We start from the raw sequence: 21820 nt of genomic DNA, 5'->3' as shown, positions 1-21820 counted from the left end.
GGGGCACGAAGGCCCCGGACCACCCCTCCGGTGTGTCTCAGCCGGACGTCGTCCCGCTGCTCGCCAGCGCCTCGGAGAGCTCCCTGGCGGCCTGCTGGAGGATCGGCACGATCTTCTCGGTGGCCGCCTCGGTCACCCGGCCGGCCGGGCCCGAGATCGAGATCGCGGCCGAGGTGGGCGAGTTGGGGACCGAGACCGCCAGACAGCGGACCCCTATCTCCTGCTCGTTGTCGTCCACCGCGTAGCCCGCCCTGCGGACCTGGTCCAGTGCGTCGAGGAAGCCCTCGGGAGTGGTGATCGTCTTCTCGGTGGCGGCCGGCATCCCGGTACGCGAGAGCAGTGCCCGCACCTCGTCCGGCGGGGTGTGCGCGAGCAGCGCCTTGCCGACACCGGTGGAGTGCGGCAGCACCCGGCGGCCGACCTCGGTGAACATGCGCATCGAGTGCTTGGACGGCACCTGTGCCACGTACACGATCTCGTCGCCGTCGAGCAGCGCCATGTTCGCGGTCTCGCCGGTCTCCTCGACCAGCCGCGCGAGATACGGGCGGGCCCAGGTGCCGAGCAGCCGTGCGGCGGATTCGCCCAGCCGGATCAGCCGGGGGCCGAGCGCATAGCGCCGATTGGGCTGCTGGCGCACGTATCCGCAGACCACGAGCGTGCGCATCAGCCGGTGAATGGTCGGAAGCGGGAGTCCGCTGCTCGCCGAGAGCTCGCTCAGGCCGACCTCGCCCCCCGCATCGGCCATCCGCTCCAGCAGATCGAAGGCGCGCTCCAGGGACTGCACACCCCCGCTGGGGCCGGCGGGCTTGGAGTCGGAAGTGCTGGCGTGGGACGGCGGCACGTCAACGGTCCTTTCGAAGCGGAAGAGCAAGGCAGCAGCCTACCGGGCGCTTCCCGATCGGCCCACTGTTGCGGTGCGGCGTCCTGGCCGGTCAGGGCCCGTTTGTCCGGGTGTCCGCGGCGGCTCCGGCGGTTCTGCGACCCCGCGTCTGGCCTATTCTACGTTCCGCTCTCCGAAATTGTTCTTTTACTTTGTGGAAATCTCCAGTCGCTGTCCCGGATGGTCGGCTGGGCGGGCGGCACGGAACATGGGGTCTTGACGAGCTGCCTCCCCCGAGTGAAGACTCCTTCAACAGTTCGTTGAATTATTGAAGTGAGGTGTACGGGTGTCCGGTACGGACGTGAAGCTGGTCCTGCGCTCGACGCGCGTCGTCACTCCCGAGGGGACCCGGCCCGCCACGGTCGTCGTCACCGCCGGGACGATCGACGCGGTCCTGCCGTACGACGCCGAGGCGGAGCCCGGCGCCCGGCTGGAGGACTTCGGCGACGACGTCCTGCTGCCCGGCCTTGTGGACACCCATGTCCATGTGAACGACCCCGGGCGTACCGAGTGGGAGGGCTTCTACACCGCCACCCGCGCCGCCGCGGCCGGCGGGATCACCACCCTGCTCGACATGCCGCTCAACTCCCTCCCGCCGACCACCACCGTGGCGAACCTGCGCGTCAAACAGCAGGTGGCAGCGCCCAAGGCGCACGTCGACACCGGTTTCTGGGGCGGCGCGATCCCCTCCAACGTGAAGGACCTGCGCCCGCTGTACGAGGCCGGGGTCTTCGGCTTCAAGTGCTTCCTCTCGCCCTCCGGCGTCGAGGAGTTCCCCGAGCTGGACCAGGAGCAGCTGGCCCGGTCGATGGCGGAGATCGCCGGATTCGGCGGGCTGCTCATCGTGCACGCCGAGGACCCGCACCACCTGGAGTCGGCGCCGCAGCGCGGCGGCCCCGCCTACGCCGACTTCCTCGCCTCCCGGCCGCGCGACGCCGAGAACACCGCGATCGCGGGGCTGATCGCCCACGCCAAGCGGCTGAACGCCCGTATCCATGTGCTGCACCTCTCCTCCAGTGACGCGCTGCCGCTGATCGCCGCCGCCAAGCGCGAGGGTGTGCGCGTCACGGTCGAGTCCTGCCCGCACTTCCTCACCCTCACCGCCGAGGAAGTCCCGGACGGCGCGACCGAGTTCAAGTGCTGTCCGCCCATCCGCGAGGCGGCCAACCAGGACGCGCTGTGGGAGGGGCTCGCCGACGGCACGATCGACTGCATCGTCTCCGACCACTCGCCGTGCACCACCGACCTCAAGACGCCGGACTTCGCCTCCGCGTGGGGCGGCATCTCCTCCCTCCAGCTCGGACTGCCCGCCATCTGGACCGAGGCCCGCAGGCGCGGTCACTCGCTCGACGACGTCGCCCGCTGGATGTCCGCGGCCCCCGCGGAACTGGCCGGGCTGAGCACCAAGGGCGCCATCGAGGCCGGCCGCGACGCCGACTTCGCCGTCCTGGCACCCGACGCCACCTTCACCGTCGACCCGGCCGAGCTCTTCCACCGCAACCAGGTCACCGCTTACGCCGGCCGGACCCTGTACGGAGTCGTCAGGTCGACCTGGCTGCGCGGCGTACGCATCGCGGTGGACGGCACCCTGGCCGGGCCCACCGGACGCCTCCTCGAAAGGACTCGCTGACCATGACGGCGACCGCGCACTTCACCGGCGACGCGAACCCCTACGGCGGCGGCGACCCGTACGCCGACTACCGCACCGCCGACTTCCCCTTCACCCACCTCGTGGACCTCGCCGACCGCCGGCTCGGCGCTGGGGTGATCGCGGCGAACGACGAGTTCTTCGCGGAGCGCGAGAACCTGCTGAAGCCGGAGCCCGCCCACTTCGACCCCGAGCGCTTCGGGCACAAGGGCAAGATCATGGACGGCTGGGAGACCCGCCGCCGCCGCGGCGCGAGCGCGTCACGGCCCCACCCCGTGGACGAGGACCACGACTGGGCACTGGTCCGCCTCGGCGCACCCGGAGTGGTGCACGGGATCGTCGTCGACACCGCGCACTTCCGCGGCAACTACCCGCAGGCGGTCTCCGTCGAAGCGGTCTCGGTGCCCGGCTCCCCCTCGCCCGAGGAGCTCTGCGCCCCGGACGTGAAGTGGACAACGCTGGTACCCCGTACGGAGATCGGCGGCCACGCGGCCAACGGGTTCGCCGTCGACGCGGGGCAGCGCTTCACCCATCTGCGGGTCTGCCAGCACCCCGACGGGGGCATAGCCCGGCTCCGGGTCCACGGCGAAGTCGCCCCGGATCCGGCCTGGCTGACGGCGCTCGGCACCTTCGACCTCGTCGCACTGGAGAACGGCGGCCGGGTCGAGGACGCCTCGGACCGCTTCTACTCCCCGGCGACCAACACCATCCAGCCGGGCCGGTCCCGCAAGATGGACGACGGCTGGGAGACCCGCCGCCGGCGGGACAAGGGCAACGACTGGATCCACTACCACCTCGTCGAGCAGGCGGACATCCGGGCCGTCGAGATCGACACCGCGTATCTGAAGGGCAACTCCGCGGGCTGGGCCGGCCTTTCGGCCCGCGACGGGGAGAGCGGCGACTGGACCGCGATCCTGCCCAGGACCCGGCTGCAGCCCGACACGAACCACCGCTTCGTGCTGCCCGGGGCCGTACGCGCCGAACAGGTGCGCATCGACATCTTCCCGGACGGCGGGATCTCGCGGCTGCGGCTGTTCGGCTCACTGACCGAGGAGGGCGCGAGGCGGCTGACCGCCCGTCACATCGAACTGGGCGGCTGAACCCGCCCCCTCGCGGGGCTGCCCGTACGCGGGGACGCTGGGCTCAGAACTCCTCGTGCGTCTCGGGGTCCCCGCCGAACCGCTCCTGCGGCCCCGACGAGATGCGCGCCAGCTCGTCCGCCGTCAGCTCGAAACCGAAGAGGTCCAGGTTCTCGCGCTGCCGTCCCGGATCGGCTGACTTCGGGATCGGTACGGCTCCGAGCTGGGTGTGCCAGCGCAGCACCGCCTGCCCGGGCGTCACACCGTGCGTCGCCGCGACGGCGACGATATCGGGGTCGGCCAGCAGATCGTGGCCCCGGCCCAGCGGGCTCCAGCTCTCCGTGACGATGCCCTTGGCGGCGTGCACGGCTCGCAGCTCCTCCTGCGGCAGCCGCGGATGCATCTCGATCTGGTTGACGGCGGGCACCACCCCCGTCTCGCGCTCCAGCCGGGCCAGGTGGTCCGCGGTGAAGTTGGACACCCCGATCGAGCGTACGAGCCCGTCCTCCCGGAGCCGGATCATGGCCTTCCACGTCTCCACGTACAGATCGACGCGGGGCAGCGGCCAGTGGATGAGGTAGAGGTCCACATAGGAGAGGCCGAGATTGCGGCGGGACTCCTCGAACGAGGCCAGGGTCTTCTCGTACCCGTGCTGGCGGCCCGGCACCTTGGTCGTGACGAAGACGTCCTCCCGGGGCACACCGCTGCGGGTGATCCCGCGTCCGGTGCCGGACTCGTTGCCGTAGTTCAGCGCGGTGTCGACGAGCCGGTATCCGAGCCCCAGCGCGCCGGCGACGGCCTGCTCCGCTTCGTCGTTGTCCAGGGGCCAGGTGCCGAGCCCGACTGCGGGGACGGTACGGCCGTCGTTCAGGGTGTGCACCGGGGTCTCGGACATGTTCTTCCCTTCTCGCCGCTTGCTCCTGCCCGGTCAGCCTAGGCCGGGCAGGAGCAAGCGGCAGAGCGAAGGGAGCGCGGGGCGGGCCCGGTCACGGCCCCCGGCCCGCCTCGCGGTGCAACCGGGTGATGACCTCGTCGACCCCGCTGCACTCGTAGCCACGGAACTCAGGCCGCGTGACCGCCGTCCACCACGATCTCCGTACCCGTGATGTACGCGGCCTCGTCGCCGGCCAAGTAGGCGACGAGCGAGGCCACTTCATCGCTCGTGCCGAACCTGTCCAGGGCGGTGGCGGCCCGCTGCCCGGCCGCGAAGGGCCCGTCTGCCGGGTTGAGATCGGTGTCCACGGGTCCGGGCTGGACCAGATTGACGGTGATCCCGCGCGGGCCGAGCTCCCGGGCCAGCGGCTTGGTCAGTCCGGACAGCGCCGACTTGCTCATCGCGTAGAGCGTGCCGCCGGGGCCGCCGGCGAACCGGCTCAGGGCGGTACCGAGGGAGATGATGCGCCCGCCGCTCTCCATCACCCCGGCCGCCGCCCGGCAGGCCAGGAAGACGGCCCGCACGTTGACGGCGAGCACCCGGTCCACATCGGCGGTGGTGAGCCCCTCGATGGGGCCGAGCACGCCGATGCCCGCGTTGTTGACCAGGATGTCGAGCCGGCCGAAGGCCTCCGCCGCCCCGTGCACCGCCGCCGGGACGGCCTCCGGGTCGGCCGAGTCGGCGCGCAGGGCGATACCGCGACGTCCGCACGCCTCGATCTTCCGCACCACCTCCTGGGCGGCGGTCTCGTCCCGGGCGTACGTCAGTGCCACATCGGCGCCGTCCCGCGCGAGCCGCAGGGCGGTCGCGGCGCCGATTCCGCGGCTGCCGCCGGTGACGAGCGCGGCCCGGTTCGGAGTGACGCTGCTGGTGCTGTTCATCGTGGTTCCTGTCCGTTGCCGGTGGTGTCGCTTGCTGACAGGAACAAGGAAAGTCCCGCGGCGGAGCGGGTACCGGCGGGAAACGGACGGCCACTCCGGTACGCCGGGGTGCCGTCAACCGCCGTGCGGCGGGCGCCAGTCCGGCGAGCGCCCGAGCGTCGTCAGTACGAGCCGCAGGGCGTCCGCACCTGCCTCGCCACCGGCCTCTTGGTCGGGGGGCAGGGCAGGCCGGAAGGCCGCGTCCGGCCGTTCGCGCCGCTCCCCGCCGGGGACGCGCAGGGCGATCGGCAGCGCGGCCTCGACGACCTCCGGAGCGAAGGAGGTCCGCATGCCCAGTGCGGCCGCGGCGTCCCAGGAGTGCACGACGTAGTCGATGAAGTGGAACCCCATCGCGGTGGACGCGGGGAAGGCGGCGGTGGCGTCGATCTCCGGAAGCGCGAACCGCCGCTCCAGCACCCCCGGTCGCGCGAACGCCTCCAGCACCGCGCCGGCCGCCTCGCGGTACCGGGCGGCCGGATCGTCCCCGCCGGGGCGGACCTCCCACGCGGCCGCGTCGGCTCCCTCGCCCCGCGCGGCGGCGGCGAATCCGCGGTGCTGGGCGCCCATGTGCTCCACGAGCCGGCCCAGTGTCCACCGCGAGCAGGGTGTGGGCCGGTCCCAGTCCCCGGGGCCCGCGCTCTCCACGACGCGTACGGATTCCAGTACGGCGGCCCGGTCGAGCCGCACGATGTCCCTGCCGATGTCCACGGTCCGCTCTCCTCCGCTCGGTACTGCCGCCGTCACCGCCACGATACAACTAGACGAACGATCGTGCTGTTTGTTTGTTCGTGAAGCCCAGCGCGTGTGACGGCCCTGTGTGTGCGGCGGCCCTACGCCGTGACGGCCCTACGCCGTGACGGCCCTACGCCGTGGCGGCCCTGCGTTCGTGGCGGCCCTACGGGTCGGCCGGCAGGGACGACGGGTCCACCGCCACCGTCCGCAGCCGCCCGAGAATCGCCCGCGCCGCCCGCTTGTAGCTGTCGGAGCTGTCGCGGAGCACCGAATCGCCGTTGGCCAGCTCCAGGAACGCGATGATCTCGAAGGCGAGCTGGGCGACGTCGCAGTCCGCCCTGATCTCGCCCAGCACCCGCGCCTCCTCGATCCGCCGTTCCACGAACGCGACCCAGCCGGCCTGGGCCGCCACGATCGCGTCGTGCACCGCGCCCTGGCGCGCGTCGAATTCGGCGATGGCCGCGTAGAAGAAGCAGCCCCCCGGGAACACCCGCTGCTCCGAGTACGCGATCCAGCTCTCGTACAGCTGCCTGACCCGCCCCAGCCCGGCCGGAACCGCGCGCACCGGCTGGACGACGTGCTCGTCGTAGACCGCGACTGCCGCGCGCACGGTAGCGAGTTGGAGCTCCTCCTTGGAACCGAAGAGGGCGAACACGCCGCTCTTGCTCAGCCGGAGCTCGGTGGCGAGACGGCCGAGCGAAAGGCCTTCGAGGCCCTCCACCGACGCGACCGCGGCCGCGTGCGCGAGGACCAGCTGCCGGGTGCGGTTGCCCCGTTCGACCCTTCCGTCCTGGCGTGCTCCCGCCATCCGGCGACTCCGTGTTCGGTGAGGCGGGCAGGTGCGGGGCGGTTGCCGGCGGACCTGTCCCGGGGCTCGCCATTGTAGGAGGACGGCCGGTACCGTGATCGTTCCGCGTGCGAGCCAGTGAGGTCTCCACACCGCGTCTGTGGAGAACCAGGAGATCCGGGTGACCTCGATCGCCGCCGTGCCCTCCCTCGCCCCGCCCCGCCGGGCGTGGCTCACCGATCTGCCCGTCCTGCTGGTCGCGGTGGTCTGGGGTTCCAGCTATCTGGCCGCCAAGGGCATCACCACGGCGCAGACCGTCATCGCCGTCCTCGTACTCAGGTTCGCCGTCGTACTGCCCGTCCTGGTGATCGCCGGACGGCGCCGGCTGCTGGCCCTGAGCGCCGCCCAGTGGCGGGGCGCGGGACTGCTGGGCCTGGTGCTCAGCGGGATCTTCCTGGTGGAGACGTACGGAATCGTGCACACCTCGGCGACCAACGCCGGGCTCATCATCAGCCTCACCATGATCTTCACCCCGCTCGCCGAGGCCGCCGTGACACGGGTCCGGCCGACCGGGTCCTTCCTCGCCGCCGCCGCGCTCTCCGTGTCCGGCGTGGTGCTGCTGACCCAGGGCGGCGGATTCACCAGCCCCTCGGCGGGCGATCTGCTGATGCTCCTCGCAGCCCTCGCCCGCACCCTGCACGTCCTGCTGATGGCGCGCATCAAATCCGTGCGGTCGGCGGACTCGCTTTCGCTGACCACCGTCCAGCTCGGCAGCGCGGTCGCCGTCTTCGCCCTGCTGGCCGCCGTACCCGGAACCGGCGAGCCGCCATGGTCCGTCGCCGCCGGATTCGGCGTCCGGGAGTGGGGCGGGCTGCTGTTCCTGTCGGTCTTCTGCACGCTCTTCGCGTTCTTCGTCCAGATGTGGTCCGTACGCCGTACCTCGCCGTCCCGGGTCAGTCTGCTGCTCGGTACGGAACCCCTCTGGGCCGCCGCCGTCGGCATCGCGATCGGCGGCGAGCGGCTGGGCCCGGCCGGAGTGGTGGGAGCGGTCCTGGTGCTGGCGGGCACGGCCTGGGGACGCCGCAGCGCGGACGCGACCCCCGCGCCCGCCTCTACTCCTGCTCCTTCTCCTTCTCCTGCTCCTTGACCGCGTCCGACGCGATCATGACGGCGAGCCCCGTCACCACCAGCACGATGCTGACGAACAGCGAGTAGTCGCCGATGAACGGCAGTCGCCGCACCAGGCTGAAGAAGCTGAACCAGTCGATCCATTCATGGAGCAGCCCGGCGACGCCCTGGACGAAGAGCAGGAAGCCGACCGTCTCGCAGAGTTTCTTCATGGGCACGAGCCTGGCGGGAGGGGCGCCGGCGCCGCGTCGGCCGGTGGTCTGCGCCGCTGCGCCGAAAGTCTTTCCTTCCACGACTTTGGTCGCCTCCGGGCCCCGAACCACCGGAAGCCGCGATCCGGCTGCGTAGCTTTGTCGATATGACGCGCACGGAATACCCCTGGCTGCTGCCTTCGGCGATGGCCGACCCCGAGCTGCCGGGCGACCGGGGGACCCGTTCCCGCCGGACCGTACGCGACTGGGTCGTCGACATCATGGCCTTCCTCTGCGCGGCGGGCCTCGGGCTGGCCACCGTCGCCGCGATCGACGCCGACCACACCACACCCGACGGCATCGTCTTCATCGACTCGCTGGTCGGTGCCGCGGCCTGCTGCGCGCTGTGGGTGCGGCGGCGGTGGCCGGTCGGGCTCGCCGTGGCGCTGACGGCGTTGTCCGTCGTGGAGCCCGTCGCGGCCGGCGCCCTGCTGGTGGCGCTGTTCAGCGTGGCAGTGCACCGCCCGTTCCGCCCGGTCGCCGTCGTCGGCGCCGCCGCCCTGGCGGTCGCCCCCATCCAGCCCTATGTGCGCCCCGACCCGAACACCTCGTTCATCGCGTCCACGATCATCGGCGTCCTGCTGATCCTGCTGGTGCTCAGCTGGGGCATGGTCGTCCGCTCCAGACGCCAACTCGTGGTCACCCTGCGCGAGCGCGCCCGGCGCGCCGAGACCGAGGCCGGGCTCCGTGCCGAACAGGCCCAGCGCCTGGCCCGCGAGGACATCGCCCGCGAGATGCACGACGTCCTCGCCCACCGGCTGACCCTGCTCAGCGTCCACGCGGGCGCCCTGGAATTCAGGCCCGACGCACCCCCGCCCGAGGTCGCCCGCGCCGCCGGAGTCATCCGCGACAGCGCGCACGAGGCGATCCAGGACCTTCGCGAGATCATCGGAGTGCTGCGCAGCCCACGGGACAGCGAGGGCGACCGGCCGCAGCCCACCCTCGTCACGCTCGACGCGCTGATCGCCGAATCCCGGCTGGCCGGGATGGAGGTCACCCTCGACAACCGCCTCGCCGACCCGGCAGCGGCGCCCGCCGCCACCGGCCGCACGGTGTACCGCATCGCGCAGGAGGGCCTGACCAACGCCCGTAAGCACGCACCCGGCGCCGAGGTCACCGTCACGGTCGACGGCGGCCCGGGGCAGGGGATCACCGTCGAGGTGCGCAATCCGGAGCCCGACCGGCCCTTCGAGCAGGTGCCCGGATCAGGACAGGGGCTCATCGGCCTCACCGAACGCGCCACCCTGGCCGGCGGCCGTCTCGACCACGGGCCGGAGCCGGGCGGCGGGTTCGGGGTCCGGGCCTGGCTACCGTGGTCGTCATGACCACCCCGACTCCCGCCCCCGCCGGCCGGCCCGTCCGGCTGCTCATCGTCGACGACGACCCGCTCGTGAGGGCCGGACTCACCCTGATGCTCGGCGGCGCCGCCGACATCGACATCGTCGGGGAGGGGGCCGACGGCACCGAGGCGGCCGACCTCGTCGAACAACTCCGGCCGGACGTCGTCCTGATGGACATCCGGATGCCGGTCATGGACGGTCTGACCGCCACCGAGGAGCTGCGCGGCCGCCCGGACGCCCCCGAGATCATCGTCCTGACCACGTTCCACGCCGACGAACAGGTCCTGCGCGCCATCCGCGCCGGAGCCGCCGGCTTCGTACTCAAGGACACCCCTCCCGCGCAGATCGTCGAATCCGTGCGACGGGTGGCTGCCGGTGACCCGGTCCTGTCGCCCGCCGTCACCCGGCAGCTGATGGCCCGCGCCGCCGGCCCCGGCCGGGAGGAGCGGGAGGACCGTGCGCAACGGGCCCGCAGGCGCCTCGCGTTGCTCGCCGAACGGGAACGCGAGGTGGCGATCGCCGTCGGGCACGGCCGCTCCAACGCGGAGATCGCCGCCGCGCTCTATCTGAGCGTGGCCACCGTGAAGACCCAGGTGTCACGGATTCTCGCCAAGTTCGACTTCAACAACCGCGTCCAGATCGCCCTGCTGGTCCACGACGCGGGCCTGTTGGAGGACGACGACGGACACGGCCTGTCCTGAACCCTTCGTCCGGACCGGGCCCGGCGGCATACGCTGATCGGGCCGGTCCTGGCGGCCGGACCGATCAGACCGGGAGGGCGGGCCCATGTCCGATGTCGATGCGGATCTGCGCGGAGTGGCGGACTTCACCGCCAATCCCTACCCGTACTACGCGAAGATGCGCGCCGACGGGCCGGTGCACACCGTCCGGACCGACGACTTCGACCGGGTGTGGCTCGTCGTCGGGTACGACGAGGGGCGCGCGGTCCTGGCCGACCAGCGGTTCGGCAAGGACTGGCGGGCGCTGCCCGGCCAGTCGGGCGTGGGCGATCCGATCAACGCCAACATGCTGGAGCTGGACGCACCCGATCACACCCGGCTGCGCAAGCTGGTCGCCCGGGAGTTCACCCCGCGCCGGATCGAGGCGCTGCGGCCCCGGGTGCGGCAGATCACCGACGGACTGCTCGACGCGATGGTTCCCGCCGGGCGGGCGGATCTGGTCGACGCCCTCGCCTTCCCGCTGCCCATGACCGTCATCTGCGAGCTCATCGGCGTGCCCGACCTGGACCGGGACGCCTTTCGTCTGCTGTCGAACAGTGTGGTCTCACCGGCAGGCGCCCAGGAGGAGGGTGACGCGGTCAGCGCCATGGGTGGCTACCTCGCCGAACTGATCGAGGACAAGCGCCGCTCGCCGGGCGAGGACCTGCTGAGCGCGCTGATCGCCGCGCGGTACGAGGACGACGACGCGCTGTCACCCGACGAACTGGTCGGCATGGCCTTCCTGTTGCTCGTCGCCGGTCATGAGACCACGGTCAACCTGATCTCCAACGGGGTGCGGGCCCTGCTCGACCACCCGGAACAACTCGCCGATCTGCGAGCCGACTGCGGCCTCCTCGACGGGGCGGTCGAGGAAATGCTCCGCTACGAGGGCCCGGTGGAGACCGCCACCTTCCGCTTCGCCCGGGAGCCGGTCACGATCGGTTCACGCGCCATCGCGGCCGGGGACCCGGTCCTGGTCTCACTTGCGGCCGCCGGCCACGACCCCGGCCGCCATCCGGAGCCGGACCGCTTCGACATCCGCCGCGAGACGCAGGGGCATCTGGCCTTCGGGCACGGCATCCACTTCTGCCTGGGCGCCCCACTGGCCCGGATGGAGGGCCGCATCGCGATCCGGTCCCTGCTGGAACGGTGCCCCGGACTCGTGCTCGATCCGGACGCCGGAGAGCCGGACTGGCTGCCCGGCATGCTGATCCGGGGGACGCGCCGGGTCCCCGTGCGCTGGTGACAGAGAGGAACGTCATGACCGTGCTCGACCTGGAGGCGGCACAGAAGGTGCTCGACAGCCAGCCGTTCAGCAGGCTCGTCGGCGCGCGGATCACCGCGTTCGGCGACGGCGGGGCCACGCTGGAGATCGACGGCCGGGAGGAACTGAGGCAGCAGAACGGTTTCCTGCACGGCGGGGTCCTCGCCTACGCCGCCGACAACGCGCTCACCTTCGCCGCCGGAACGACGCTCGGTCCGGCCGTGCTGACGGGCGGCTTCTCCATCCAGTACCTTCGGCCCGCCACCGGCACCGGGCTCGTCGCGCGGGCGGACGTCGTGCACACCGGCCGCCGGCAGGCGGTGGCGCGCTGCGACCTGTTCGCCGTGGGCCGGGACGGCACCGAAACCCTGTGCGCGGTCGCCCAGGGCACCGTGCTCAGTGCCACGTCATCGTGAAGGAGCCCGTCTTGACCACGGAAGCGATATTCGACCTCGGCGCGCTCGGCGACCGGTTCACCCGCGACCCGTACCCCGTGTACGCGCGGTTACGGGCCCGCGGTCCCGTCCACCGGGTCCGGATGCCGGCGGGCACGCCCGCCTGGCTCGTCGTCGGGTACGAGGAGGGCCGGGCCGCTCTCGCCGACCAGCGGCTCTCCAAGCAGTGGAGCAGCGCATCGCCCGCCCTGGGGGTGAGCCAGGTCGCCTCGGGGACGTCCATGCTCAGCACGGACGCGCCCGTGCACACCCGGCTGCGCAAGCTGGTGACCCGCGAGTTCACCCCGCGCCGGATGCAGCAACTCGTCCCGCGTGTCCGGGAGATGACGGACGAGCTGCTCGACACGATGCTTGCGCTGCCGGGCCGCCGCACCGATCTCGTCGAGTCGCTGGCGTTCCCGCTGCCGATGTCCGTCATCTGTGAACTGCTCGGGGTGCCCTTCCTGGACCGCCGGGCCTTCCGGACGTGGTCCAACATCGCGGTGTCCTCCATCGACGCCGCGGAGCGCCGGAAGGCGACCGCGGACATGTCGGGCTATCTGGCCGGGCTCCTCGACGACAAGCGCGAACAGCCGGGCGATGACCTGATGAGCGCGCTGATCCACACGGCCGACGAGGAGGGGGACCGGCTCTCGGCCGAGGAACTGATGGGCATGGCCTGGCTGTTGCTCGTGGCGGGTCACGAGACGACGGTGAACCTCATCTCCAACGGGGTCCTCGCCCTGCTCACTCACCCCGAGCAGCTCGCTGCGCTGCGCGCGGACCCGGGCCTCATCGACAACGCCGTGGAGGAGATGCTCCGTTACGCGGGCCCGGTCGAGACGCCCACGTACCGTTTCACCACCGGGCCGTTCGAGATCGGCGGCACGGTGATACCGGGCGGGGGCGAACTCGTCCTGATCGCGATGGCCGACGCCAACCGGGACCCGGAGCGCTACCCGGACGCGGACCGCTTCGACATCACCCGGGACGCCCGCGGACACGTCGCCTTCGGACACGGGATCCACTACTGCCTGGGCGCGCCGCTGGCCCGCATCGAGGCCGCGGTGGCGATCGGCTCGCTGCTGGAGCGCTGCCCGGAGCTCGCCCTGGACACGGATCCGGAGGCGCTGGCCTGGCGTACGGGGATGCTCATACGGGGACCGGAGGGCCTGCCGGTCAGGTGGTGAGGGAGCCCCCTGCGGGCGACGGTGTTCAGGTCCCCGGGATGCCTGTGCGCGACCGTGTTCAGGTATCAGCGACGCCTGCGCGCGACCGTGTTCAGGTATCAGCGACGCCTGCGCGCGACCGTGTTCAGGCGTCCGGGATCTCCTTCAGGTCCACCGGACGGCCCTCCCTGCGCGAGACCTCGCACGCCTCGGCGATCCGCAGGGCGCGCAGTGCCTCGCGGCCGTCGCACGGATTGGGGGCCTCACCCCGCACCAGCCGGACGAAGGCGTCGAGTTCGGCCTCGTACGCCGGGGCGAAGCGCTCCAGGAAGCCCGGCCAGGGCCTGACCGGGGCGGCGGGTCCCTGGGGCTGCGCCGAGGTGATCGGGGTGCGGTCGTCGAGGCCGACCGCGAGCTGGTCCAGTTCGCCGGCGAGCTCCATCCGCACGTCGTACCCGGCGCCGTTGCAGCGGGTCGCCGTCGCCGTGACGAGCGTGCCGTCGTCGAGGGTCAGCAGCGCCGCGGCGGTGTCCACGTCGCCGGCCTCGCGGAACATCGCAGGCCCGGCGTCCGAGCCGGTGGCGTACACCCGCGTCACCTCACGGCCGGTCACCCAGCGGACCATGTCGAAGTCATGGATGAGGCAGTCCCGGTACAGGCCGCCGGAGAGCGGGAGATAGGCGGCCGGCGGCGGCGCCGGGTCGGAGGTCACCGTGCGGACGGTGTGCAGCCTGCCGAGCGCGCCGGCACGCACGGCGGCGCGCGCCGCCGTGTACCCCGCGTCGAAGCGGCGCATGAAGCCCAGCTGGAGCACGCTGCCGGCCCGTTCCGTCTCGCGCAGGGCGTCCAGGGTGCCCGCCAGGTCCACCGCGACGGGCTTCTCGCAGAACGCGGGCAGCCCGGCCCCGGCGGCCCGGCCGATCAGCTCGGCGTGCGCGGCGGTGGCCGAGGCGATCACCACGGCGTCCACACCGGCGCCGAACACCTCCGTGGCGGAGCCGACGGCCCTCGCCCCGGTCAGATCGGCGACCCCGGCCGCGCGGACCGGGTCGGTGTCCGTCACCACCAGGGCGTCCACCGAGGGATGGCGGGAGAGCACGCCCGCGTGGAAGGAGCCGATTCGGCCGGTGCCGATGAGTCCGATGCGCATGGACCCAACGTGCCGGTCACCGGCAACGCTGTCAACTATATGTCCTGACAAATGCGGGCTCCGTGCCGGAGTCCGCCGGCTTCTCCGTCCCCGTACGGTGACAGCGCCCCGCGACTTCCGTACGGTGTCGGGGGCTTCCCGGCTTCTCGTACGGTGACGGCGGCTCCACACGGCCGCCCCGGCCCGTGCGCGCCGAGTCCCGACACACGCCGCCGCGCCCTGCCGGGCGACGGCGCCGGGGGCTCGGGGATACTTGCCCAGCCGGGCCGGGTCCGCACGGGTCCCGGCTCCACCAGCAGCACAACGAGCAGCACAAGAAGGGCACGGCGTCGTGGCAAGGGTTCGGACAGGGGTACGTGCGATGGGCGCCGTGCTTGCGGCGGTGCTCGGGGCTTCCCTCATGGGATGCAGCAGCACCGGCGGCAAGCGGGCGGAGGAGCGTGCGGCCAGGTCGGCGGCCGAAGGCCGGTCCGCGGTGAACACACCCCGCTGGACCTTCGCCATGGTCACCCACTCGGGCGACGGCGACACCTTCTGGGACATCGTCCAGAAGGGCGCCGAGATGTCGGCCAGGAAGGACAACATCAACTTCCTGTACTCGCACAACGACGAGGGGCAGCAGCAGGCCCAGCTCGTCCAGGCCGCCATCGACAAGAAGGTCGACGGGCTGATCGTCACGCTCGCCAAGCCCGACGCGATGAAGGCCGTCGTGGCCAAGGCCACCAGGGCCGGCATCCCCGTGATCACCGTGAACTCGGGCTCCGCCGAGTCCAAGAAGTACGGCGCGCTCACCCACATCGGCCAGGACGAGTCCATCGCGGGCGAGGCCGTCGGCGACGAGCTCAACGCCCGCGGCCGCAAGAAGGCCCTGTGCATCCTGCACGAGCAGGGCAACGTCGGACACGAGCAGCGCTGCGCCGGAGCGAAGAAGACCTTCGACGGCCAGATGCAGAACCTGTACGTCGAGGGCACCAACATGCCGGACGTCCAGGCCTCCATCGAGGCGAAGCTCCAGTCGGACAAGGACATCGACGCGGTCGTCACGCTCGGCGCGCCGTTCGCGGACGCCGCCGTCAAGGCGAAGCAGACCGCCGGCAGCAAGGCCGAGATCGACACCTTCGACCTGAACGCCAAGGTCGCCACCGACCTCCAGGCCAAGACCCTCGGCTTCGCCGTCGACCAGCAGCCCTACCTCCAGGGGTACGAGGCCGTCGACCTGCTCTGGCTCTACCGCTACAACCGCAACGTGCTCGGCGGCGGACGCCCGGTCCTGACCGGCCCGCAGGTCATCACCTCCAAGGACGCCGCCCAGCTGGCCGAGTACACCGACCGGGGAACCCGATGACCGCGGCATCCGGATCCTCGTCCCCCGTCGGGACGGACGAGAGACTCCTGCGCACCTCGCCGCTGCGCAAGCTGATGGGCCGCCCCGAGCTGGGTTCGGTCGTGGGCGCGCTGGCCGTCTTCCTCTTCTTCGCGATCATCGCCGACAGTTTCCTGCGCGCCACCAGCTTCGGCACGGTGCTGTACGCGGCCTCCACCCTCGGGATCATGGCGGCGCCGGTCGCGCTGCTGATGATCGGCGGCGAGTTCGACCTCTCCGCCGGTGTGATGGTCACCAGCTCCGCGCTGATCTCGTCGATGTTCAGCTACCAGATGACGGCCAACGTCTGGGTCGGCGTGTTCGTGTCCCTGCTGGTCACGCTCGCCATCGGCGCGTTCAACGGCTTCATGCTGACCCGCACCAAACTGCCGAGCTTCATCATCACGCTCGGTACGTTCCTGATGCTGACCGGTCTCAACCTCGGTTTCACCAAGCTGATCAGCGGAACCGTCTCGACGAAGACCATCGGCAACATGGAGGGCTTCCCCTCGGCCCGCAAGCTCTTCGCCTCGTACTGGACCGTCGGTGGCGTCGAACTCAAGGTGACCCTCCTGTGGTGGGCCGTCCTCGTCGCCGTCGCCACCTGGATCCTGCTCCGCACCCGCTTCGGCAACTGGATCTACGCGGTCGGCGGCGGGGCCGACGCGGCCCGCGCGGTCGGCGTCCCGGTGATCCGGACGAAGATCGGCCTCTACCTGGGGGTCGCCTTCGCCGCCTGGGTCTCCGGGCAGCACCTGCTGTTCAGCTACGACGTGGTGCAGTCCGGCGAGGGAGTCGGCAACGAACTGACCTACATCATCGCGGCCGTCATCGGCGGCTGTCTGATCACCGGCGGCTACGGCTCCGCGATCGGCTCGGCGGTCGGCGCCTTCATCTTCGGCATGACCAGCAAGGGCATCGTGTACGCGGAGTGGGACCCGGACTGGTTCAAATTCTTCCTCGGAGCGATGCTGCTCCTGGCCACCCTGCTCAACGCATGGGTACGCAAGCGCGCGGAGGCGACGAAATGACGGCCCCCAAAGCATCGAACGGGTCGCAGGAGACCGGGTCGCGGGACATCGGGTCGCAGGAGACCGGGTCTCGTGAGACCGGGCCGCAGGCGCTGGTCGAGCTCGATCACGTCAGTAAGTACTACGGCAACATCAAGGCCCTGGAGGACGTCTCCCTGGAGGTGCACGCGGGAGAGATCTCCTGCGTCCTCGGGGACAACGGCGCCGGCAAGTCCACCCTGATCAAGATCATCGCGGGGCTGCACCGGCATGACGCGGGAACCTTCCTGGTCGACGGCGAGGAGACCACCCTCGCCAATCCGCGCGACGCCCTGGACCGGGGCATCGCCACGGTCTACCAGGACCTCGCCGTCGTCCCCCTGATGCCCGTCTGGCGCAACTTCTTCCTCGGCTCGGAGCCGACGACCGGGTCGGGCCCCTTCAAGCGCCTCGACGTCCGGCTGATGCGCGAGACGACCCGCGCCGCCCTGCTGCGTATGGGCATCGACCTGCGCGACGTCGACCAGCCGATCGGCACCCTGTCCGGCGGTGAGCGGCAGTGCGTCGCCATCGCGCGGGCCGTCCACTTCGGCGCCAAGGTGCTCGTGCTCGACGAGCCGACGGCCGCGCTGGGCGTCAAGCAGTCCGGGGTCGTCCTCAAGTACGTCGCCGCCGCCAGGGACGCCGGTCTCGGGGTGGTTCTCATCACCCACAACCCGCACCACGCGTATCTCGTCGGTGACCGGTTCGTCCTGCTCAAGCGGGGTGCCATGGCCGGAAGCCACACCAGGGAGAGCGTCACGCTGGACGAGCTGACGCGGCAGATGGCGGGCGGCAGCGACCTGGAGGAACTCAGCCACGAGCTGGAGCGGACCTCCGGCCCGGACTCGCCGGCCGGGCCCCCGGCCAAGGGCGGCACCCCGTAGGGCGGAGCCGGTCCGACGGGGCCGCCGACCCCGTCCGGCAGCCCCGTCCCCCCGGCAATGGCAGAATCGGGGCCGACGGGCGCCGTCCGCCGCCGGGATCACCTCGAACCCGGCCCCTCCAGCCCCCCCAGGGACGATGAGCACGTACCGCGACTTCACACACCGCGGCTCCGCCCGCGCCACCGTCCTGCGGACTGTCGGCACCCGGGAGCGGCGCTCGCACCTCACCGCGCCGCGGGTCCCCACCGTCGGCATCGACATCGGGGGGACGAAGGTGATGGCCGGGGTCGTGGACGCCGACGGCAACATCCTCGAGACCCTGCGCACCGAGACGCCGGACAAGTCCAAGAGCCCCAAGGTCGTCGAGGACACCATCGTCGAGCTGGTCCTGGACCTCTCCGACCGCCACGACGTGCACGCGGTGGGCATCGGCGCGGCCGGCTGGGTCGACGCGGACCGCTCCAAGGTGCTGTTCGCCCCCCACCTCGCCTGGCGCGACGAACCCCTGCGCGACGCCATCGCCTCCCGACTGGTCGTCCCGGTCATGGTCGACAACGACGCCAACACCGCCGCCTGGGCCGAATGGCGCTTCGGGGCGGGGCGCGGCGAGGACCACCTCGTCATGATCACCCTGGGTACGGGCATCGGCGGGGCCATCCTGGAGGACGGTCAGGTCAAGCGCGGCAAATACGGCGTAGCGGGTGAGTTCGGACACATGCAGGTCGTGCCCGGAGGCCACCGCTGCCCCTGCGGCAACCGCGGCTGCTGGGAGCAGTACAGCTCCGGCAACGCACTCGTCCGGGAGGCCCGCGAGCTGGCCGCCGCCGACTCCCCGGTGGCCCACGGGATCATCGAGCGGGTCAAGGGCAACATCCCCGAGATCACCGGACCGCTCATCACCGAACTGGCCCGCGAGGGCGATGCGATGTGCATCGAACTCCTCCAGGACATCGGCCAGTGGCTCGGCGTCGGAATCGCCAATCTGGCCGCCGCGCTCGACCCCTCCTGCTTCGTCATCGGAGGCGGTGTCAGCGCCGCCGACGACCTGCTGATCGGACCGGCCAGGGACGCCTTCAAACGGCACCTCACCGGCCGCGGCTACCGCCCCGAGGCACGGATCGCGAAGGCGCAGCTGGGCCCGGAGGCAGGTATGGTCGGCGCCGCCGACCTCGCCAGGCTGGTGGCCCGCAGATTCCGCCGGACCAACCGCCGACGCGTCGAGCGGTACGAGCGTTACGCACAGATCTACGACCAGGCAGCGAGCACCATCCGTAACACGCGCAACACCCGCACTTCCTAGGGATTCCCAGACCCATGACCGCAGCCGAGCACCCCGTCGTGCCGCGTCAGTCCCCGCCACCCGACGAGGGTGACGGCCTGCCGCCGCACGACAGGCGCAGAACGATCCGACGACGCCTGATCACGGCGACCATCATCGTGCTGCTCATCGGCGTCCCGGCCGGATATCTGCTGATCTCGGCCGGACAGAGCCGCCGCTCCGGCCAGGACAAGGCGGCCGAGGCCGCCGCGCAGGGCCTCCGCGAGGGCTGGCCGTCCCGGATGCTGCGCCGGATCTTCGAGGTGCCGGTCCCCGGCGACGCCGTCGAGGTCCAGTACTACGAGACGAACAACTGGAAGGCCAGCCGGATGTACGTGCAGTTCCGCACGACGTCCAACGGCCTCGACCGGTTCCTGACCCAGGTCGGCACCGGCCGCGCCGCCCTGAGCGCCGGCAAGGTCACCGTCGGCGCCCGCGACACGAAGATCGCGGGCTGGTACTTCGGCGACGGCGTCGTCTGGGCGGGCACCACGCACACCAACAAGGATCCGCGCCCCACCCAGGACATCACCGTCGACATGACGGACCCGGCGGCGCCGGTCGTCTACGTCGTCTCCGCCGCCACGCCCTGACAGGGCCCGGTTCCGCTCATCGGCGGGTCGGCCGGTCGGTGCGGCGGGCGGTCACACGCGTGCGGGCTCCGTGCCGGTGGCGACGCCGTGTTGCTCGTCCTCGGGCCTGCCCTGCTCGGGCAGCAGCAGGGTGATGGCCAGGAACGCGGCCAGCAGGCATGCCTGGACGACGAGGGCGTGACGGAATCCGCCGGTGAAGTCGCCCGCCTCGGCGCGGGCGAAGAACACCGAGCCGAAGGCCGCGACGCCCAGGGAGCCGCCGATGGACTGGACGGCGGACAGGACGCCTGAGGCGGAGCCGATCTCGTCGTCGTCCACGGCGGCCAGGACGAAGCTGAACAGGGCGGCGATGACTATGCCCGCCCCGATGCCCGCGACGGTGATGCCCGGGGCGATGTCCCGGATCGAGAACGATGCCGTGGTGAGGCCGTCGAGTTCGAACCAGAGCAGGGCCGCTCCGGCGAGCTGGACGACCGGCCCGATCTGGAGGACCTTGCGGCCGATCCGGTCGGCGAGGACGGCGCCGCTGACCGCGCCGCCGATGGCGGTGCCCACCGCGAGCGGCAGGTTGCCGAGTCCCGCGTCACCGGCGCTGAACTGCCGGCCGATCTGGAGGTAGAGGGTCAGCACGAGCTGGGTGCCGACGAGCCCGGCGAAGAACAGGGCGATGCCGCCGAGGCCGAAGCCGAAGGCGGGCTTGCGCAGCAGTCCGGGGGTGATCAGCGGTTCACGGCCCGCCGATGCGGCGCGGCGCTGCTGCGCGGCGAACAGGACGAAGCCGAGGAGCGAAGCGGCCATGGACAGCCAGGTCCACAGCGGCCAGCCGTCCTCCTGCCCCTGGTTCAGCGGAAGGACCAGCAGCGCGCAGGAAGCCGCCACCAGTGCCGCACCGGCCATGTCGACGCCCAGCGTGCGGTCGCCCCGCTTCTTCGGTACGCACCGCGCGGCGATGGCCAGGGCGGCGATTCCGATGGGCAGGTTGACCAGGAACACCGACCGCCAGCCCAGTCCGAAGAAGTCGCCCTCGATGAGGAAGCCGCCGAGCACCGGTCCGACGATGCCGCCGAGCCCGAGGACGGGGCCGAAGATCCCGAAGACCTTGGTGAGTTCGCGCCCGGAGAAGTTCTCCCGAAGCAGACCGAGGCCCTGCGGCAGGAGCATGGCTCCGGCGGCGCCCTGAAGCAGCCGGAAAGCGATCAGGCACTCGATGTTCGGTGCCAGCGCGCACAGCAGTGAGCCGGTGGTGAAGGCCGTCAGGCCGATCAGGAACATGCGGCGGCGCCCGTGGCGATCCCCGAGCCGACCGCCCAGCACGAGCCCGGCGCCCAGGGTGAGGGCGTAGCCGCCGATCACCCACTGAAGGCCGACGGACGTGGCGCCGAGGGACTCCTCCAGATCCGGGCCGGCGACGTTGACGATCGAGGCGTCCAGGAGATCCATGATCTCCGCGACGAGCATCACCACGAGGATCAGCCATCGCCATCGGTACGGCTCGACGGTTCCGTCGGGGGTGGTGGATGGTTCGGACACGCTAACTACCTCCATGGTGAAGTAACTCCACAATGAAGGTAAAGTGGTGGCGGTAGGTTGTCAAAGAGGGACCGCCGACGCGGCCCGGCGGCGAGGGAAAGGTGGCAGGCCTCCATGGAGGAAGCGACGCGCGACGGCGTCACGGCGCAGCGTGAGCGGCTGATGGAAGGGCTGAGGATCTACGGTGGCCACTACACCGAACTCAGCCGGCGCTTCGCCGCCTGGCTCGGTCTGCACTCCACCGACGCGACCGCGGTACTGGAGATCGCCGCCGCCGAGGAGCGCGGTACACCGCTCTCGCCGGCCCGGCTGAGCGAGCGCGTCTCCCTGTCCACGGGCGCCACCACCGCACTCCTGAACCGACTCGAATCGGCGGGGCACATCACCCGCACCCGCGAACACACCGACCGCCGCGTCATCACGTTGCGTGGTGGCGCGCACATCCAGGAGCGGGCAGACGAGTTCTTCGGCCCGCTCGCCCGCCGCCTGGACACCGCGATGTCCCCCTACCCGCCGGAGCTCCTGGCACGGTTCGAGGAGTTCGTGGCCGCCCTGAACTCCACCATGGACACCCACCTCACAGAGCTGGGCACGGAGCCACCGAGTCCCGCCGGACAGGGATCGCACCGGCCGACGGGAAGCTGA

Annotated in this window: 22 protein-coding genes; 14 read left to right on the top strand and 8 right to left on the bottom strand. The window is 71.5% G+C overall.

Annotated elements, in window-relative coordinates; genetic code table 11:
* Positions 1-37 precede the first annotated feature (37 nt).
* Positions 38-841 (bottom strand): IclR family transcriptional regulator, encoded by an 804-nt coding sequence (locus ACFVJX_RS06200; RefSeq protein ID WP_384133629.1) that lies wholly within the window; start codon positions 839-841, stop codon positions 38-40.
* A 325-nt stretch (positions 842-1166) separates the two neighbouring features.
* On the opposite strand from ACFVJX_RS06200, the gene allB reads away from it, so the two are divergent.
* Positions 1167-2510: an allantoinase AllB gene (gene allB, locus ACFVJX_RS06195; RefSeq protein WP_384133632.1), complete on the top strand. Its 1344-nt coding sequence runs from the start codon at positions 1167-1169 to the stop codon at positions 2508-2510.
* Positions 2511-2512: 2 nt separating this feature from the next.
* The gene (gene alc / locus ACFVJX_RS06190) at positions 2513-3628 is read left to right on the top strand and encodes an allantoicase (RefSeq protein WP_384133635.1); all 1116 of its coding nucleotides are present in this window, start codon (positions 2513-2515) and stop codon (positions 3626-3628) included.
* Positions 3629-3671: 43 nt separating this feature from the next.
* Here the strand turns inward: alc and ACFVJX_RS06185 are convergent, their stop codons facing one another.
* The 4 genes from ACFVJX_RS06185 to ACFVJX_RS06170 all read right to left on the bottom strand — a co-directional run bounded on the left by ACFVJX_RS06185 (position 3672) and on the right by ACFVJX_RS06170 (position 7001).
* Positions 3672-4502 (bottom strand): aldo/keto reductase, encoded by an 831-nt coding sequence (locus tag ACFVJX_RS06185; RefSeq protein ID WP_384133637.1) that lies wholly within the window; start codon positions 4500-4502, stop codon positions 3672-3674.
* Positions 4503-4669: 167 nt separating this feature from the next.
* Positions 4670-5422 carry a 3-oxoacyl-ACP reductase family protein gene (locus tag ACFVJX_RS06180; RefSeq protein WP_384133640.1) on the bottom strand — a complete coding sequence of 251 codons (753 nt, stop codon included), beginning with the start codon at positions 5420-5422 and terminating at the stop codon, positions 4670-4672.
* Between the two features lie 114 nt (positions 5423-5536).
* A complete protein-coding gene (locus ACFVJX_RS06175; RefSeq protein WP_384133643.1) occupies positions 5537-6169 on the bottom strand; it encodes a TIGR03086 family metal-binding protein in 633 nt (210 codons plus the stop codon).
* A 187-nt stretch (positions 6170-6356) separates the two neighbouring features.
* Positions 6357-7001: a TetR/AcrR family transcriptional regulator gene (locus ACFVJX_RS06170; RefSeq protein ID WP_384133646.1), complete on the bottom strand. Its 645-nt coding sequence runs from the start codon at positions 6999-7001 to the stop codon at positions 6357-6359.
* A gap of 139 nt (positions 7002-7140) precedes the next feature.
* Here ACFVJX_RS06170 and ACFVJX_RS06165 point away from each other — a divergent pair, with 139 nt between their 5' ends.
* The gene (locus ACFVJX_RS06165; RefSeq protein ID WP_384133649.1) at positions 7141-8127 is read left to right on the top strand and encodes a DMT family transporter; all 987 of its coding nucleotides are present in this window, start codon (positions 7141-7143) and stop codon (positions 8125-8127) included.
* Here the strand turns inward: ACFVJX_RS06165 and ACFVJX_RS06160 are convergent.
* The gene (locus ACFVJX_RS06160) at positions 8093-8320 is read right to left on the bottom strand and encodes a hypothetical protein (RefSeq protein WP_384133651.1); all 228 of its coding nucleotides are present in this window, start codon (positions 8318-8320) and stop codon (positions 8093-8095) included. The genes ACFVJX_RS06165 and ACFVJX_RS06160 overlap by 35 nt on opposite strands.
* Positions 8321-8466: 146 nt before the next feature.
* Here ACFVJX_RS06160 and ACFVJX_RS06155 point away from each other — a divergent pair, with 146 nt between their 5' ends.
* From ACFVJX_RS06155 to ACFVJX_RS06135, 5 genes are all read left to right on the top strand, one after another.
* Positions 8467-9684, top strand: coding sequence for a sensor histidine kinase (locus ACFVJX_RS06155; protein WP_384133654.1), 1218 nt, complete (start codon positions 8467-8469; stop codon positions 9682-9684).
* Positions 9681-10400, top strand: a complete 720-nt coding sequence (locus tag ACFVJX_RS06150) for a response regulator (RefSeq protein WP_384133656.1) — start codon at positions 9681-9683, stop codon at positions 10398-10400. The genes ACFVJX_RS06155 and ACFVJX_RS06150 overlap by 4 nt, the downstream gene beginning before the upstream one ends.
* Before the next feature lie 85 nt (positions 10401-10485).
* Positions 10486-11664, top strand: a complete 1179-nt coding sequence (locus ACFVJX_RS06145; protein ID WP_384133659.1) for a cytochrome P450 — start codon at positions 10486-10488, stop codon at positions 11662-11664.
* Positions 11665-11678: 14 nt separating this feature from the next.
* A complete protein-coding gene (locus ACFVJX_RS06140; protein WP_384133662.1) occupies positions 11679-12098 on the top strand; it encodes a PaaI family thioesterase in 420 nt (139 codons plus the stop codon).
* An 11-nt stretch (positions 12099-12109) separates the two neighbouring features.
* Positions 12110-13306 (top strand): cytochrome P450, encoded by a 1197-nt coding sequence (locus tag ACFVJX_RS06135; protein ID WP_384133665.1) that lies wholly within the window; start codon positions 12110-12112, stop codon positions 13304-13306.
* Between the two features lie 124 nt (positions 13307-13430).
* Here ACFVJX_RS06135 and ACFVJX_RS06130 read toward each other — a convergent pair whose 3' ends face one another.
* A complete protein-coding gene (locus ACFVJX_RS06130; RefSeq protein ID WP_384133668.1) occupies positions 13431-14435 on the bottom strand; it encodes a Gfo/Idh/MocA family oxidoreductase in 1005 nt (334 codons plus the stop codon).
* A gap of 361 nt (positions 14436-14796) precedes the next feature.
* On the opposite strand from ACFVJX_RS06130, the gene ACFVJX_RS06125 reads away from it, so the two are divergent.
* The 5 genes from ACFVJX_RS06125 to ACFVJX_RS06105 all read left to right on the top strand — a co-directional run bounded on the left by ACFVJX_RS06125 (position 14797) and on the right by ACFVJX_RS06105 (position 19645).
* Positions 14797-15780 (top strand): sugar ABC transporter substrate-binding protein, encoded by a 984-nt coding sequence (locus tag ACFVJX_RS06125; RefSeq protein ID WP_384133671.1) that lies wholly within the window; start codon positions 14797-14799, stop codon positions 15778-15780.
* Positions 15777-16829, top strand: coding sequence for an ABC transporter permease (locus ACFVJX_RS06120; RefSeq protein ID WP_384133674.1), 1053 nt, complete (start codon positions 15777-15779; stop codon positions 16827-16829). Before ACFVJX_RS06125 ends, ACFVJX_RS06120 begins: the two co-directional genes overlap by 4 nt.
* On the top strand, positions 16826-17734 hold the full coding sequence (locus ACFVJX_RS06115) for an ATP-binding cassette domain-containing protein (RefSeq protein WP_384133676.1): 909 nt from the start codon (positions 16826-16828) through the stop codon (positions 17732-17734). The genes ACFVJX_RS06120 and ACFVJX_RS06115 overlap by 4 nt, the downstream gene beginning before the upstream one ends.
* A 136-nt stretch (positions 17735-17870) precedes the next feature.
* A complete protein-coding gene (locus ACFVJX_RS06110) occupies positions 17871-19034 on the top strand; it encodes an ROK family glucokinase (protein WP_371775334.1) in 1164 nt (387 codons plus the stop codon).
* Between the two features lie 14 nt (positions 19035-19048).
* Positions 19049-19645: a hypothetical protein gene (locus ACFVJX_RS06105; RefSeq protein WP_384133680.1), complete on the top strand. Its 597-nt coding sequence runs from the start codon at positions 19049-19051 to the stop codon at positions 19643-19645.
* A gap of 51 nt (positions 19646-19696) precedes the next feature.
* Here ACFVJX_RS06105 and ACFVJX_RS06100 read toward each other — a convergent pair whose 3' ends face one another.
* Positions 19697-21190, bottom strand: coding sequence for an MFS transporter (locus ACFVJX_RS06100; RefSeq protein ID WP_384133683.1), 1494 nt, complete (start codon positions 21188-21190; stop codon positions 19697-19699).
* A gap of 99 nt (positions 21191-21289) precedes the next feature.
* On the opposite strand from ACFVJX_RS06100, the gene ACFVJX_RS06095 reads away from it, so the two are divergent.
* Positions 21290-21820 carry a MarR family winged helix-turn-helix transcriptional regulator gene (locus tag ACFVJX_RS06095; protein ID WP_384133686.1) on the top strand — a complete coding sequence of 177 codons (531 nt, stop codon included), beginning with the start codon at positions 21290-21292 and terminating at the stop codon, positions 21818-21820.

This window comes from Streptomyces sp. NPDC127177 (genome assembly GCF_042672475.1).
GTDB lineage: Bacteria > Actinomycetota > Actinomycetes > Streptomycetales > Streptomycetaceae > Streptomyces.
This window is presented reverse-complemented; position numbering and strand designations above follow the sequence as displayed.